At 45.8% G+C, this 15,038-nt stretch carries 13 protein-coding genes and 1 rRNA gene; 5 read left to right on the forward strand and 9 right to left on the reverse strand.

From position 1 onward, the window contains the following. The 4 genes from E2K52_RS10260 to E2K52_RS10275 all read right to left on the reverse strand — a co-directional run. The coding region (locus tag E2K52_RS10260) for an MFS transporter (RefSeq protein ID WP_151205031.1) at nt 1-277 on the reverse strand (277 nt) is incomplete at its 3' end. Between the two features lie 131 nt (nt 278-408). Beyond that, a complete protein-coding gene (locus E2K52_RS10265; RefSeq protein WP_151205032.1) occupies nt 409-1,053 on the reverse strand; it encodes a trimeric intracellular cation channel family protein in 645 nt (214 codons plus the stop codon). 61 nt (nt 1,054-1,114) lie between these two features. Beyond that, a complete protein-coding gene (locus E2K52_RS10270; protein ID WP_151205033.1) occupies nt 1,115-1,582 on the reverse strand; it encodes a YchJ family protein in 468 nt (155 codons plus the stop codon). A gap of 74 nt (nt 1,583-1,656) precedes the next feature. After that, nucleotides 1,657-3,234: a TerC family protein gene (locus tag E2K52_RS10275; protein WP_151205034.1), complete on the reverse strand. Its 1,578-nt coding sequence runs from the start codon at nt 3,232-3,234 to the stop codon at nt 1,657-1,659. Between the two features lie 309 nt (nt 3,235-3,543). Here E2K52_RS10275 and E2K52_RS10280 point away from each other — a divergent pair, with 309 nt between their 5' ends. Next, nucleotides 3,544-4,164, forward strand: a complete 621-nt coding sequence (locus E2K52_RS10280; RefSeq protein ID WP_151205035.1) for a TIGR00730 family Rossman fold protein — start codon at nt 3,544-3,546, stop codon at nt 4,162-4,164. Between the two features lie 71 nt (nt 4,165-4,235). Here the strand turns inward: E2K52_RS10280 and E2K52_RS10285 are convergent, their stop codons facing one another. Next, nucleotides 4,236-5,201 carry a hypothetical protein gene (locus E2K52_RS10285; RefSeq protein ID WP_151205036.1) on the reverse strand — a complete coding sequence of 322 codons (966 nt, stop codon included), beginning with the start codon at nt 5,199-5,201 and terminating at the stop codon, nt 4,236-4,238. Nucleotides 5,202-5,689: 488 nt separating this feature from the next. Between E2K52_RS10285 and mdtD the strand changes: the two genes are divergently transcribed. The 4 genes from mdtD to E2K52_RS10305 all read left to right on the forward strand — a co-directional run bounded on the left by mdtD (nt 5,690) and on the right by E2K52_RS10305 (nt 10,018). Beyond that, a complete protein-coding gene (mdtD, locus tag E2K52_RS10290) occupies nt 5,690-7,081 on the forward strand; it encodes a multidrug transporter subunit MdtD (protein WP_151205037.1) in 1,392 nt (463 codons plus the stop codon). A 50-nt stretch (nt 7,082-7,131) separates the two neighbouring features. Next, entirely contained in the window at nt 7,132-7,917 is a 786-nt protein-coding gene (locus tag E2K52_RS10295; RefSeq protein ID WP_151205038.1) for a GH25 family lysozyme, read from the forward strand. A gap of 181 nt (nt 7,918-8,098) precedes the next feature. Further along, nucleotides 8,099-9,154 (forward strand): DNA polymerase IV, encoded by a 1,056-nt coding sequence (gene dinB, locus E2K52_RS10300; protein ID WP_151205039.1) that lies wholly within the window; start codon nt 8,099-8,101, stop codon nt 9,152-9,154. Nucleotides 9,155-9,664: 510 nt separating this feature from the next. After that, the gene (locus E2K52_RS10305) at nt 9,665-10,018 is read left to right on the forward strand and encodes a RidA family protein (protein ID WP_151205040.1); all 354 of its coding nucleotides are present in this window, start codon (nt 9,665-9,667) and stop codon (nt 10,016-10,018) included. A gap of 79 nt (nt 10,019-10,097) precedes the next feature. Here the strand turns inward: E2K52_RS10305 and E2K52_RS10310 are convergent, their stop codons facing one another. The 4 genes from E2K52_RS10310 to rrf all read right to left on the reverse strand — a co-directional run. Beyond that, nucleotides 10,098-10,646: a DUF2726 domain-containing protein gene (locus E2K52_RS10310; RefSeq protein ID WP_151205042.1), complete on the reverse strand. Its 549-nt coding sequence runs from the start codon at nt 10,644-10,646 to the stop codon at nt 10,098-10,100. A 399-nt stretch (nt 10,647-11,045) separates the two neighbouring features. Next, nucleotides 11,046-13,436, reverse strand: a complete 2,391-nt coding sequence (locus E2K52_RS10315) for a YgiQ family radical SAM protein (protein WP_151205044.1) — start codon at nt 13,434-13,436, stop codon at nt 11,046-11,048. Nucleotides 13,437-13,599: 163 nt separating this feature from the next. Next, nucleotides 13,600-14,802 (reverse strand): MFS transporter, encoded by a 1,203-nt coding sequence (locus tag E2K52_RS10320; protein ID WP_151205046.1) that lies wholly within the window; start codon nt 14,800-14,802, stop codon nt 13,600-13,602. A gap of 148 nt (nt 14,803-14,950) precedes the next feature. Further along, a 5S ribosomal RNA gene (rrf, locus tag E2K52_RS10325) occupies nt 14,951-15,038 on the reverse strand; the annotation flags it as partial.

Consider the following 15,038-nt stretch of genomic DNA (forward strand, 5'->3'; position numbering starts at 1 on the left):
AAACCACCAGAGTCCCGGCAAACACGGTTTTACGGCCCCAGCGATCTGCCAGGCCTCCTGAGCAGATCGCCCCAATTGCCATTCCCACAAAACCGATAGAAACCACCCAGCTTTTTTCATCCGCGCTCATCTGCCAGTCTTCTGCCATTTTGGCCAGAATAAAGGAGATTAGTCCGGTGTCCATAGCATCAAACATCCACCCCAGTCCAATCACTACAAGTAAGGTATAGTGAAATTTACCGATTGGTAGGCGTTGCAAGCGGGAAACTAAGTCCATAATCAATCTCTGTGCAGGTGAACGGAAACCACTGTTTTCCCAACAAAAGTAGGAGCGAGTTTATTTTTATACTTTGCATTAAAGCAGAAGCGAGCCGATCTGACTCGCCACATCAAGAAAAACCGACACAATCAAGAAGCGTCTTTGGAAGAAGCAGATTGCTCATCATTATCTTTATAAATAAATTTTGGCATTTCCAGTCCAAAATAAATGGCAATCAGGCGCAAGCTAAAACCAAAAATCAGGGTTGAAATGACGGTAACTTCCAGCGACATGCCGATATGGGTACAAAGCCAGTAGAAAATGACTGATACAAAGGAAATACTGGCATACAGTTCGCGACGGAACACCAGCGGCACATCATTACATAAAATATCGCGTAAAATACCGCCTGAAACTCCGGTCAATACACCGGCCACGGCGCTGACTACAAAGCCATGTCCCATTTCCAAAGCAATTTGACAGCCAATAATGGTAAAGCCAATCAGTCCCAGAGCATCTAGGATCAGGAAAATATTACGCAGATGACGCATCCATTTGGCAATCAGGATGGTCACAAAGGCCGCACAACAGGTCAGCACCAGATATTCAGGATGTTTCACCCAGGTCAGAGGATAATGCCCCAACAGCACATCACGGACTGAACCACCGCCAAGTGCCGTAACACAGGCAATCAGCATCACCCCAAACCAATCCATACTGCGCTGACCAGCGGACAATGCCCCGGTCATCGCTTCTGCGGTAATGGCAATAATATAGATTATGAGCAACAACATCGCCCTGCTTCCACCTGAGGCTTTGAGATGGCAGATATTCTAAGCTAAATCACTCGAAAAGTTATAGAAATTGCTCACAACATTGTTTAAGTTTTTTCCCTGAACCACAAATACAGGGCTGCTTCATGGTCAGCCTCTGCTCTAACGTCGGATCTAGAAAATACCAGCGTCCGGCCTGTTTAACAAAATGTGAAACTTCATGATGAACCTGGACCTGTTTGCCATCATGGAAATGGGCCTTAAATTCGACCAGCGCATGGCTTTTATCCAGTTTCTCATTGGTCTGTACAATGTCCAGCTGTAGCCACTGATTCGAGACACTCCAGTCACGAATGGCGGGAATATCCAAAGCCTGCTGTTGCCCTAAAGCAGTCGTAGACTGAATATAGTCAATCTGCTGTCTGGCAAAAGCACTATAGCGGGAACGCATCAGCTGTTCTGCCGTGATAGCCGCTTGCTGTCCTTTATGCAGCGGCTCACAACAGCTTTCATATTCACCCAATCCGCAAGGACATCCTGACATGTTCATTTCTCATAAAAAATAGCCCGTTGAAGCGAGCTATTTTATCAAAGTTTCAATTCCAGATTTGCTGCCGAAGCTATTTAATCTGAACTTGGTACCTGAGGAATAATATGCACCTTCTCGATTTTATGGCCATCCATGGTCACCACCTCAAAGATATGACCATCGGCGGTAAATTTCTCGCCATTTTCTGGCAAACGCCCCATATGGAACAGGATATAACCAGATAAAGTCGAATATTCTTCCAGCTCATTCACCAGGTCACGGTCCAGAAGTAGCGAAACATGCCGAATATCAATTGAACCTTCAAGTAACAGGCTGCCATCTTCCAGACTTTCTGCCGAGGCTTCCAGTGCATCTTCATCCGGGAATTCACCAGCAATTGCTTCCAGCACATCAATTGGCGTGGCGATCCCTTCAATAGAACCATACTCATTCAGGACCAGTGCCATTTGTAAGGGTGCCTGACGCAGTTGATCCATTACCATTAAAACCTGCACATTTTCATGCACGATGACTGGCTCTCGCAGATGCTTTTTAAAGTCAAGCAGGCCAGTTTCAATATATTCATTCAAGACTTTATGGGTCAGCACCACACCGGCGATATTGTCCAGCTCGCCATGTGCCACGATCAGACGCGAATGGCTCATGTTCAGCAGCTGGTTCTTGATACTGTCCTCGCTTTCATCCAGATTAATCCATTCCAGTTCAGGACGTGGAGTCATGACCGACTTGACCGGACGCTCGGATAATCCCAATACGCCCTGCACCATCACGCTGTGATAGACGCTGTTTTCGCTATCAAACACCTCATCGGCAAATGCACGGGTCGCCAGCACATCTTCAGGCTCAGGATGATCTGTATCTTTGGCCGGTTTTCCGCCCAGCATTCGCATCACGGCTGAAGCCGTACGATAACGCAAGTCAGTCGTTGTCACCATTTTTTCCTGGTTACGTCGCATGGTCTGGTTGACAAATTCCACGATAACCGAGAAGCCAATCGCCGCATACAGATAGCCTTTTGGAATATGGAAACCAAAACCTTCGACCACCAGCGAAAAGCCGATCATCATCAGGAAACCCAGACACAGAATGACCACGGTTGGATGTTTATTGACGAAATCCATCAGGGCTTTGGAAGCCCACAGCATAATGCCCACCGCGATAACCACCGCAATCATCATAATAGACAGATGATCAACCATGCCGACTGCGGTAATGACACTGTCGAGTGAGAACACGGCATCCAGCACCACAATCTGTACGATGACCATCCAGAAGACTGCATGTACCGGATTTTCTTCTTTCACATGCGGTTTGGATTCAATCCGCTCATGTAACTCCATGGTGCCTTTAAACAGCAGGAACACCCCACCAAACAGTAAGATCAGGTCACGTCCTGAAAATGGATGTTCCAGAATATGGAACAGCGGTTCGGTTAAAGTCACCACCCAGGCAATTGAAGCCAGCAGCACCAGACGCATTAACAAGGCCAGCATCAAGCCGACGATACGGGCGGTATTCCGTTGCTCTGGCGGCAATTTTTCCGCCAGAATGGCAATAAAAACGAGGTTATCAATCCCGAGAACAATCTCAAGAACAACCAGGGTGAGCAAGCCTACCCACGCAGACGGGTCTGACATCCATTCAAAAATCATGGGTGAACCTCCTGAAGATCAGTGAGTCCCTGTGTGCTGATGCCAAACTGCGGTTCAGCTTGATTATTCTGTGTTGTGTTATGGCGATAAATCTGCTTAAAGCGCCAACTTCGACTACCCATGTAAGTTCTATTGTTGTGAAACAGATTTTCAGTATAGCAAGATCAATCTGAATTTCATCAGTTTTCATGCAAGCTACACAGATTCGGAGCGAATCACGCCCAGATCAACGAGCGACTCATGGAATTGTCATATTTTTTTATTAAGTTGCAGCCGCCAGAGAAAAAAATGATAAGGTGAAGAAAATAAATGCAAAGTGTAAAAGAAATGACCGATTATTTTAAAGATAACTCCCCCAAAACAACGCGTCCTCTGGTCGCCCTTTATTGTGGTTCTCGTGCCGGAAATAAACCTATTTATCAGGAAAAAGCCATTCAACTCACCCAAGGACTGGCCGAACACGGTTTTGGCCTGGTATATGGCGGTGCCAGTATTGGCCTAATGGGCCAAGTGGCTGACACCATGATTCAGCATGGCGGAGAGGCAGTGGGAGTCATTCCCGAATTCATGCTGGATTACGAGATTGCCCATCATCAGCTGACCGAACTGCATATTGTGACCAGCATGCACCAGCGCAAAGCCCTTATGGCAGAACGTGCTTGTGCTTTTGTGGCCTTACCCGGCGGTCTGGGCACGTTTGAAGAAATTCTGGAAATTGCCACCTGGGGCCAGCTCAACCAGCACCAGAAACCGATGATGCTGTATAACGTGAATGGTTTTTATGATCCGCTGATTGCCCAGCTTGATCTTGCAGTACAGGAAGGCTTCTTGCCACCCCAACACCGTGCCAAACTGATTGTGTGTGAACACGCTGACCAGATTTATAACAGCTTGCTGAATCTGGATACGCCAAAACGCTTTGTTGGCTAAGTCTTCCCGCATCAAAAAGCGGGCCTGATGCCCGCTTTTTGATGCCTATATTTTTACAATTTTCAAACCGCTTAACCCGAAATCAGATTGTAGAACCACGGCAAGGTCGTCGCCAGAAATATACTGATTGCCAGACCTAACATCAGTTTCATGGCATCTTTGCTGACATTGCGGGAAGTACGGTGCTTGTTGACTTCATTAATTAGCATCGACATGGCAAATTCACGACCGGCCAGCAGTCCCAGGAATACCCAGGTAGTACTCATCGGGATATTGCTCCACTCTTTAAACACCAGCAGAATAAGCGCATACATAAAGTCAATGATGGTGGCAGCACGTACATCGGTCACGCCGGTTTTGGTATCGACAATATTCTGGATGGCGCCACCACGCTGATACAGGATGACACCCAGCAGCAGAACAAAAACAGAAATGGCAAATAGCAGGAATTCAAACGGCACCTGACGCGGCACATACACAAAGATATTGGCCAGATCCTGAATCAGCCACTGGCTCCACAGGAATGCCGTTGACAGCCATTGTAAGGCCACCCACAAACGGGAATGCTGCTGATCACGGGTTTCACTAAAATAAACCGACAGCTTGTTCACTACAAAGCGGTAGATGATGATTGCGGCAAAAAAAGCCACCGCATAGCCCATCATGGACTTGGTCAGCATTGAACCCAGACTGCTTGGGGAGAAAATTGTCAGCACCAGGAATGTGGTACTGACCGGAATACCGTATTTGGTCAGGAGAATCAGGAGCAGAGGCGGCACGACATAGAGCCAGGTAATACCACCCTCAGGGAAAGGAATCGTTTCCAGACGCCCATAAGAGGCATCCCCGACACCAGAGCTATACCAGCCGTAGATCAATACCACGACCAAAATAGTGCTGATATAAATCCACAGCAGCCACCAGGGACGGTGGGAGTTTGACGAAATAAAAGTACCCAAGGTTTGGGGTACGTCATTCCCGACAATTGAATAGGCAGCTAAACAAAAGCCAATTACCATTAAAATTTCAATAGTCATAAAAAAAGAAGCCTATATCATCTGTGGACATTCACGAACCTATCGCTAACCCACCATAAAATTGTGACAATACTATGGCATCTTTATGACAGTTTAGTGAAAGCATTTGATTCTTTCAGTAAAAAAGAACCGGTTGTTTTAGCGCCTATTTATACTGGAAATTTAATTCTTATTTTAAGGTGATTGAGATAGCTATGATGCTCAATAAGGACTCATCTGTATAATAACTTCATCCGTTCCGGTTTTACAGGGCTTTTGCATAAACGCCTGGCCATGCCGCATACGGCCCACTGTCACTCGATTTTATACTTCAGCTTTATTGGAAACCTCAACAATCTGCTCTCGGTCACTCCGCTGCGCACACTGTTTATTTACTGTTTTGTGACCACATCGTGTAAGAAATATTGTCTACTTTCCCACCGTCCTGCACTTTGCTTTACACTATAATTCAATTACATATTTAGACTTAATTGCCCAGAATCAATCGAATGAATGCCACGCCGACTCATCAAGCCCTGCAACCCGAATTCAGACTCTTGGTCTTGCTGGTCTCTATCGGTTTTTTTATGCAGGGTCTGGACACCACCATTATTAATACTGCGCTGCCTGCCATTGCAGCCAACCTGCAGGAAGATCCGCTACGGATGCACAGTGTGGTGGTGGCCTATGTCCTGTCCGTTGCTGCCTGTATTCCGCTGAGTGGCTGGCTGGCCGACCGTTTTGGAGTCAGAAATACATATTTTACAGCGATTATTATCTTCTCTTTGGCCTCACTGGGCTGTGCCTGGTCAGATAACTTGAACGAGTTGCTGGTCTACCGAGTGTTTCAGGGCATCGGTGGTGCCCTACTACTTCCCGTCGGACGACTGGCGATGCTGAAGATTATTCCGCGAACCCAGTTTTTATCAGCCATGAGTCTAATGAGTCTGGCCGGGCTCATTGGTCCCTTGATTGGTCCCACCTTAGGCGGCTGGATGGTTGAATATCTCTCTTGGCACTGGATTTTTCTGATCAACCTCCCTATTGGTTTAATAGGGGTACTGATTACCTTTAAAGCCATGCCCAATGTAACTGAAGCTGCGGTACAGCCTTTTGATTTTTTTGGTTTTCTCTTACTGCTCATCGCCATGATTGGTCTGTGCCTGGGGATTGAAAATTTTGCTAGCCCGCAATATCCACTTTGGTGGAGTTTGGGGCTGATCGGGGGCGGTTTACTGAGCAGCCTCATGTATGCCTATCATTCGCATATGCATCAAAATGCCCTGTTTCGTAGCAATCTGTTTAAAAACCGGATCTATTCAATTGGCATCCTGGGCAACTTCTTTGCCCGCTTAGGGGGTAATGCAATTCCTTTTTTACTGCCTTTAATGCTGCAGGTGGCTTTTGGCTTTGAACCCTTCATTACAGGCTTGCTGATGATTCCGGTGGTACTCGGATCTTTGGCCTCCAAACCGATTATCCGCAAAATCATCCAGCGCTTGGGTTATCGCCGGGTTCTGCTGGTCAACACCCTGATGGTGGGTCTGTGTATTGCCAGCTTTGCCCTGACGACGGCAGAGACCCCAATCTGGCTCAGGGCCATTCATTTCTTTATTTTTGGGATTCTGAACTCTCTGCAATTTGTCTCGATGAACACCCTGACCTTAAAGGATTTAAGCCAGCAAGATGCAAGCAGCGGTAACAGTTTCCTGTCAATGATCATGATGCTGTCGATGAGTATCGGGGTCGCACTGGCAGGGACACTGGTGAATATGCTGAGTGCCTATTTTGGCCCCGAGCAGCTAGACAGTGCTTTCCATGTGTCTCTCATCTGTCTGGGTGCCATCAATATTATTGCCGCGTATATTTTTTGGCATATCCCCAAAAACACCTTGGTCTAGGGCACAATATGAGTTCAATATTGGCAGCTCCAGACAGGGCATAATTCAGCATGAAAGCAGCTCCCCCTTCCGCGTTCTGGAAAAAACACTCCGTAATAGCAACTGGGCTGCTGCTGACTTGCGTGCTAGGCACGGGACTCTATGTTTTCTTCCTTAAACAGCCCTCTGCGCATGCGGCGGACTATCCGGTTCATGGTTTTGATGTATCCCATCATCAAAAAGAAATTGACTGGAACCAGATTCCGAAACAGAAGTATCAATTTGTCTATCTAAAATCGACTGAAGGCGGTGATTTTAAAGATAGTCGGTTTCAGCACAACTGGCTCACAGCACGTGAACAAGGCTTTTTGGTGGGGGCTTATCATTTTTACCGGCTCTGCCGGGATGGCGCAATTCAAGCACAGAATTTTATCGACACAGTGCCCTATAAAAGCGATGCACTACCACCTGCGATTGATCTGGAATATGACAGCACGTGTATTCAGCACTATTCCAAAGAGCAGCTGCTCAACCAAATCCAGATCATGCATGACAGGTTAAAAAACCATTATGGCAAGCAGCCGATCTTTTATGTGTCTAAGTCATTTTATAATCTTGTGCTGGCAGGCTCTTTTGCAGAGGTTCCGCTCTGGGTACGCGAATATCAAGGTTTGCCCGACCTAAAGGATCAACCCCACTGGACTTTCTGGCAGCATAGTAGCCAAGGTAAAATTCCCGGTATTCACACCTCGGTGGACCTGAATGTCTTTTATGGTTCAAAACGAGAATGGAATCAATTTTTAGAACAAAATGGTATTCCTCCTCAGAAGCAGTCCGCACCTTTCATCCAGCAATAGCTTTACTCCGCCCGGTTTAGAGTTTAACCTTGCTCACGGTCCTACATCCAAAAATTATTCATCTGGCCTAAGATTCTGGAAAAGCTTAGATGGCCACAGAGCGTCCCATTGAGTGGAGCCGCACCTTATTTAGCCACACTTGTTCTTTCCAAGCCGGACAAAGCCACTTAAGATCTTGGATATGCGCAAAATTATTCATATCGATATGGATGCTTTTTATGCCTCGGTCGAGCTGCGTGAACGTCCAGAATTACACCACTTGCCTGTAGTAATCGCTGCACATCATCCCCGGGCGGTGGTGGTGGCTGCCTCCTATCCTGCCCGGGAGTTTGGCCTGCGCTCTGCCATGTCCATGACTCAGGCCCGTAAGCTTTGTCCTCAGGCGATTGTGATTGAGCCAGATTTTGCCAAATATCGTCAGGTATCTACAGAAATTCATCAGATTTTACAGTCCTACAGCAAAATTATTGAACCTCTCTCTCTAGATGAAGCCTATCTGGATGTGACTGAAAACCTGCAACAGATACCGAGTGCAACTGAAGTTGCCATGCGTATTCGGGCAGATATTTTTCAAAATACAGGACTGACTGCGTCTGCTGGTGTGGCACCCAATAAGTTTCTAGCCAAAATTGCCTCCGACTGGCACAAACCCAATGGCATTTGTGTGATTAAACCCTCCCAAGTACAGCGTTTTATTCGGGATCTTCCACTCAAGAAAATTCCGGGGGTCGGCAAGGTCACTCAGGAAAAGCTGAAAAACTTAAATCTGAATACTCTGGGCGATTTGCAGCAGGTTGAAGAGACGGTGCTAATTCAGCATTTTGGTAAATATGGACAACGCCTGTTTTTATATGCCCAAGGGATTGATGAGCGGCCGGTAGAAGCAGAACGGGAACGTCAACAAATTTCCAAAGAAATAACTTTTGATGAGGATCTGTATTTATCCGAATGCCTGCCTTATTGGCAGTCCTTAATTGCCCAGCTCTGGTATAGTCTGGACAAAAAGCGGCTCACTGCTCGTGGCGTCACGGTTAAATTAAAAATGAAGAACTTTCAGATCATGCAACACAGCAAGAGCTTCAGGCAGCTGCTGCGTAGTCCGCAGGAACTGGAGCAGGCCTTAACTTTATTGCTGCAAGAGATGCATCTTGATCCCCAGCTCCAGTTCCGGCTGATCGGACTCGGTGTCTATCAGCTTGCCGCCCATGAAATGGAGAGCCAACTCAGCCTGCTTTAAGCCGGTTTTGTACAAGTTTTAGACACTGGTTTAAAAATACCGCAACTTTATTTTCACATTTTGTTTTTTTAGAGTAATCTATCTGCGCAATGCATTATCCATGTATATGCCGAGATGCTGAAAATCACCTTTACTTTCAGCATAATGTCCTGTGATTGGCGTGACGACCAAATCCGAAGATTACAGGGCAACTCTGATATAGCGCATGGAATGCCCTCGATAAATCCCCCCCTCTATTGTTCAAGAACAACCTGCGCGTAAAGCAGCACTCTCCACTTTCATTGGTCTGTAGCCGGCTGCTAGGATTTTCTCGCCTACAGCACTGTTGACCACCCGCATGTTTCAAGACCCGTTTTTCCACAGTACTGGCGGCGGTTTTATCCTATTTATTGCGTATCCTTAGTGATTTGGGCAGACGGTTCATGGCATGATGTAGCGATCTATCTAACGGCAGGTTGTCTACTCACCCGTCTGGTAGCAGCCTTGATACCCAAAACACAGGATTCACTCATGTCTGTTCAACGTTTGCATGTCTCCCAACGCTTTTCTGAGATTGCCATTGCCGGCAATCTGGTTCATCTGGCTGGTCAATTGGCCACAGACCTGAGTTTAGATATTCGAGGTCAAACCCAGCAGACTCTAGATCTCATTGACCAGTTCCTGGCAGAGGCGGGTACTGATAAAAGCCAAATCATGTCCGTGACTATTTATCTTAAAGATATTGAACAAGATTATGCAGCCTTTAATGAAGTCTGGGATGCCTGGGTTGCAGATATTCAGGCCTTGCCTCGTACCTGCGTAGAAGCCAAGCTGTATGATCCACAAGTGTTGGTGGAGCTGACGGTGGTAGCTGTTAAACCTTAAGATATAGAACAGTTAAATCTGGATGGCCTCAAAAAAGCATGCACCCTGCATGCTTTTTCTATTTCTGGCACTATTCATGCTAACCCACGGCCTTTATCTTGCGTCGTTCCAAATCTGAATAGAGATGATATTTTTTTATATCATTGATGGCAGTATATTTCGGATTTTTTTCAGCCTGCTCCTGCTCTTTCAGGAAATCATGCCGCAGCTGATAATATTCAGGCACATCTTCATAGCGAATCACCCGATAACCGGCCATATTCAGCAAGGCATCCTGAAAATGCGAATTCTGCGGACGCTTGAGTAGCAATGGATCATCCAGAGCCACTACGGCCATCACCTGATATTGCTGATCCAGAATCACAAAATCTGCAATCAGATTACGGTATTTATGCCGTGTACGGTTAAATTTGGTGGTCAAAAGCGAATCATAAGATACATGAGCCAATATCGTATATTCCGGCAAAACTTCTTTGAGCCGGGTCAAGGTCAATTGCTCGTTTAAATTAAAGATAGCTCGCTGTTTGAGAGCACTATCTTGGGGTTGAGGTCTGTCCCTTACACTCTTCCATGCCGCGAGTACGACACACAAGAGCAAGAAACTCCCAATCATAAGGTAGGTAGTCATGACTCTGTCCCTGCATTTTTATAATCATTCTTGTTTTATTGTTGTTCAATATATACCCCAGATTTTATGTTGAGCAGTCTTAAACACATACGAATGCAATAAACATACAACTGTTATCAAATCTAAAGGGGAAATATAATCCAGTACACAACTGCTCAGACCTCCTGTCCGGACAGGTGTAAATCACTGATTGTGAACTTTAAAGCACTTATACCAGACTGTACAATACTCATTCATCCCATTGTCAGACAATTCCGACAAAGTGTTATTTCTATAGCATTTTTTCTAGCGCCCGGACCAATATATAAAGGCGCTTTTCTTACAGTAAGTAATCAAAAACTCTATCATTGACCTATTGAATAAAAAAAGACACCGAAGTGTCTTTTTTATAGAGATGGTTTAAGTACGCGATTTTGACTTAGGTTTGGCTTTCGGTTTGGCAGTTCCGAAAGGTTTTTTGGAATCACCGGTTTCACGTGGTGGCAGACCAGTATGCTGGGTCAATAGCTGGCCTTTCTTTGGACGCGCGTTAGAATTCTGGTTGTGGTGACCATTCGAATTACTCCGTTTTTGTGAATCCCCTGCAACCGTCGAGTTTTTCTTGCGTGCTGACTGATATTGTCCTTCCGCATTTTGTGGCTGGTAGGCTGGAATCAGATGCTGTTTTGAATTCCCGATCAGGTCGGCCCGTCCCATTTCTTTCAGTGCATCACGCAGTAAAGGCCAGTTGTTTGGATCATGATAACGCAAGAAAGCTTTATGCAGGCGACGACGCTTTTCCCCTTTCACCACGTCAATATCTTCGGTATAACGAGCCACTTTTGCCAGTGGGTTTTTACCGGTGTAATACATCGTGGTGGCTGTGGCCATCGGTGATGGATAGAAGGTCTGTACCTGATCAGCACGGAATCCGTTCTTTTTCAACCAAATTGCCAGGTTCATCATGTCATAATCGGTTGTACCCGGATGCGCCGCGATGAAGTAAGGAATCAGATACTGCTCCTTACCTGCTTCTTTACTGAAGCGTTCAAACATCTGTTTAAAACGGTCATAGGTGCCGATGCCCGGTTTCATCATCTTGGATAATGGACCTTTCTCGGTATGCTCTGGTGCAATCTTCAGATACCCACCGACATGATGCGTGACCAGCTCTCTGACATATTCCGGATTCAGTACCGCAAGGTCATAACGCAGACCAGAACCGATCAGAATCTTTTTAATGCCCGGTAAGGCACGTGCTTTACGGTATAGCTGCGTTAATGGTGCATGGTCAGTATGCAGGTTTTGACATACGCCCGGGAATACACATGACGGCTTACGACAATTCTTCTCAATCTCAGGATCTTTACAGGCCAGACGGTACATGTTGGCGGTTGGGCCACCCAAGTCCGAAATAATGCCTGTGAAGCCCGGCGCAGTATCACGAATCTTTTCTACTTCACGCAAAATTGATTCTTCAGAACGGTTCTGAATAATACGACCTTCATGCTCGGTAATTGAACAGAAAGTACAGCCACCAAAACAGCCACGCATGATATTGACCGAAAACTTGATCATATCAAAAGCCGGGAAGCGTGCCTCTCCATAACATGGATGTGGCAGACGTGCATAAGGCAAATCAAACACATAATCCATTTCTTCAGTGGTCAGTGGAATCGGTGGTGGATTGATCCACACATCACGCTCACCATGTTTTTGTACCAGCGCACGCGCGTTCCCTGGATTGGTTTCCAAATGCAGAATACGGTTGGCATGTGCATACAGTACCGGATCATTCGCGACTTCTTCAAAAGAAGGTAAACGGACCACTGCTAATTCACGTGGCGGTAATTTGTGTTTAATCGCTTTAGATGCCGGTTGTAGCTGCACAATTTGCGTATCTGGATCAAGCTGATCCCCTTCACGCACGATTGGATTGGCTACCACTTCTTTCTGGAAGTTCTGATATTGAGTTAAGCTGTTGCCTTTTTCTTTTTCAACTTCACAGCCGTCAATATCCTCAGTCATTACATAAGGGTTAATGATCGGATCGACACGACCAATGGTATCGACATCATTCGATGCGATTTCTACAAATTGGGCTTTTGCCGCACGGTTATGTTTATTGATAATGAATGCAGTACCACGAACATCGGTAATCTGATGAATCTTTTCACCTTTGGCCAGACGGTGCATGATCTCAATAATCGAACGTTCACCATTACCATACATCAGCAAGTCTGCTTTAGAGTCCATCAAAATTGAACGACGGACTTTATCTGACCAGTAATCATAATGCGCGATACGACGCAGCGAACCTTCAATTCCACCTAACAATACTGGCACATCCGGGAAGGCTTCACGACAACGCTGACAATAGACGGTTGCAGCACGGTCCGGGCGTTTATTCGGCTGGTTATCAGGTGAATAGGCATCATCCGAACGGATTTTACGATCCGCCGTATAACGGTTGATCATCGAGTCCATATTACCGGCAGACACCCCCCAGGCAATATTTGGCTTGCCCAGTACACGGAAGGCTTCTACATTGGTCCAATCCGGCTGGGCAATAATACCGACGCGGAAACCTTGTGCTTCCAGTACCCGTCCAATAATCCCGGTCACAAATGACGGATGATCAATATACGCATCACCGCAGACAAAAATAAAGTCACAACTGTCCCAACCGAGTTGGTCCATTTCCTCGCGTGACATCGGCAAAAAAGGCGCGGGTTCAAAACATGACGCCCAATATTTGTCGTAATCAAACAACGCTTTAGGCGCGGTCTGAGCGGTATAAGCAGTAGACATGGCTAGCAATTCTCGGCTGGCAGATGGAAGATCAGAAAATAGATCAAAGATGAAAGCCGACTATTTTAGCATGAATTCATTTCGGGTTGCTTGATTATAATTTATACAAAAGGCGATCCTATTATATTTGCAGGAATAGGTCATCGCGATGAGCTTAAATCGGCTACTTGGTTGAATATTCTTTTAAACGAAGAGTCAGTCCTAGTCCGAGCAACAAAAACAAACCAACAAAAATACTCAAACCATTCCAGCCAAACTGCTCCCACACCCATCCACTAGAGCTGCCCAAAAAACTTGAACCCAGATAATAACAAAACAGATATAAAGATGAGCCGACGGCACGATATTGCAGGGAGAGAACCGAGACCCAGCTACTGGCTGTTGAATGTGCAGCAAAAAATGCAAAAGTAAAAATCAGCAGACCCATAAATACTGCCATCACGCTATTCCATAGCATCAGCGCCAGGCCGAGCAACATCACTATTATCATTCCCAGCAAAACCTGTAAACGACCAAATTTCCGACTCCAAGCAGATGCCCGCGGTGAACTGTAAATACCGGTCAGATAAGTGATGGATATCAATCCAATCCAGGCTTGAGACAGGTGAAATGGGCTTTCTAGCAAACGATAGCTGAGATAATTAAAGATAGAAACAAAGCAGCCCATCAAAATAAAACCCTGTAGAAACAAGATACTGAGTTTGGGATCACGCCAGCTATGCTGAAAAGCCGTTTTAAACCGGTGCAACTGTATCGGATACGCTTTGAAGTGGCGGGAATTCGGCAACAGACCAAGGAAAATAAAAGCAATCAGCAGATTAAGCACACCAATGATCAAGGTGGCCGACTGCCATGAAATAAAATCTACCAGTACTCCGGCAATCAGGCGACCACTCATTCCGCCAATTGCAGTTCCAGAAATATAAAGGCCCATGGCAAAGCCAATATCTTTTTCAGCAATTTCTTCACCAATATAGGTCATTGCCACTGCTGCAACACCACTGACTGCCAGTCCAATCATGACACGTGTACTTAAAAATACCGGCCAGATCGGTAACACAGCACTAAGTAGCAGTAATAGCGAAACAGAAAATAACGACCAGACCATTACTGGTTTACGGCCAAAACGGTCTGAAATGAAGCCAGTGAATAATAGACCGATGGCCAGTGCAATGGTCGAAAATGACAGAGGAAAACTGCTCTGCGCAGGAGAAACCTGAAAATAGTCTGCCAGTATCGGCATCATCGGCTGGATCGCATATAAGGATGAAAATATAGCAAAACCAGCCAGAAATAAAGAAAATAAGACAGCTTTAAAGGTAGTTGAGCCATATTCGATATGGCTTGAAGATGAATTTAGGGACATATCCGCTCCGTCGATGAGTCCATTATACGTCATCCTAGCTGTAATCATGACGATGAAGATTGTTGATATTTTCCTTTTTATTTTTATTTCTTTTATTTTTATAAAAAATAAATCCCCCTGCTTTTTAGCAGGGGGATTTTGAATAATGAGCTGGCGATGACTTACTCTCACATGGGTAACCCCACACTACCATCAGCGCAAAGAGGTTTCACTTCTGAGTTCGGGAAGGGATCAGG

Source organism: Acinetobacter sp. RF14B (assembly GCF_006864105.1).
Lineage (GTDB): Bacteria > Pseudomonadota > Gammaproteobacteria > Pseudomonadales > Moraxellaceae > Acinetobacter > Acinetobacter lwoffii_C.

Coding starts and splice junctions, on each gene's coding strand:
- E2K52_RS10270 (WP_151205033.1), bottom strand. CDS start 1,582: ATGAACATGTCAGGATGTCCTTGCGGATTGGGTGAATATGAAAGCTGT.
- E2K52_RS10285 (WP_151205036.1), bottom strand. CDS start 5,201: ATGACTATTGAAATTTTAATGGTAATTGGCTTTTGTTTAGCTGCCTAT.
- E2K52_RS10295 (WP_151205038.1), top strand. CDS start 7,132: ATGAAAGCAGCTCCCCCTTCCGCGTTCTGGAAAAAACACTCCGTAATA.
- E2K52_RS10265 (WP_151205032.1), bottom strand. CDS start 1,053: ATGTTGTTGCTCATAATCTATATTATTGCCATTACCGCAGAAGCGATG.
- mdtD (WP_151205037.1), top strand. CDS start 5,690: ATGAATGCCACGCCGACTCATCAAGCCCTGCAACCCGAATTCAGACTC.
- E2K52_RS10275 (WP_151205034.1), bottom strand. CDS start 3,234: ATGATTTTTGAATGGATGTCAGACCCGTCTGCGTGGGTAGGCTTGCTC.
- E2K52_RS10280 (WP_151205035.1), top strand. CDS start 3,544: ATGCAAAGTGTAAAAGAAATGACCGATTATTTTAAAGATAACTCCCCC.
- E2K52_RS10320 (WP_151205046.1), bottom strand. CDS start 14,802: ATGTCCCTAAATTCATCTTCAAGCCATATCGAATATGGCTCAACTACC.
- dinB (WP_151205039.1), top strand. CDS start 8,099: ATGCGCAAAATTATTCATATCGATATGGATGCTTTTTATGCCTCGGTC.
- E2K52_RS10315 (WP_151205044.1), bottom strand. CDS start 13,436: ATGTCTACTGCTTATACCGCTCAGACCGCGCCTAAAGCGTTGTTTGAT.
- E2K52_RS10305 (WP_151205040.1), top strand. CDS start 9,665: ATGTCTGTTCAACGTTTGCATGTCTCCCAACGCTTTTCTGAGATTGCC.
- E2K52_RS10310 (WP_151205042.1), bottom strand. CDS start 10,646: ATGACTACCTACCTTATGATTGGGAGTTTCTTGCTCTTGTGTGTCGTA.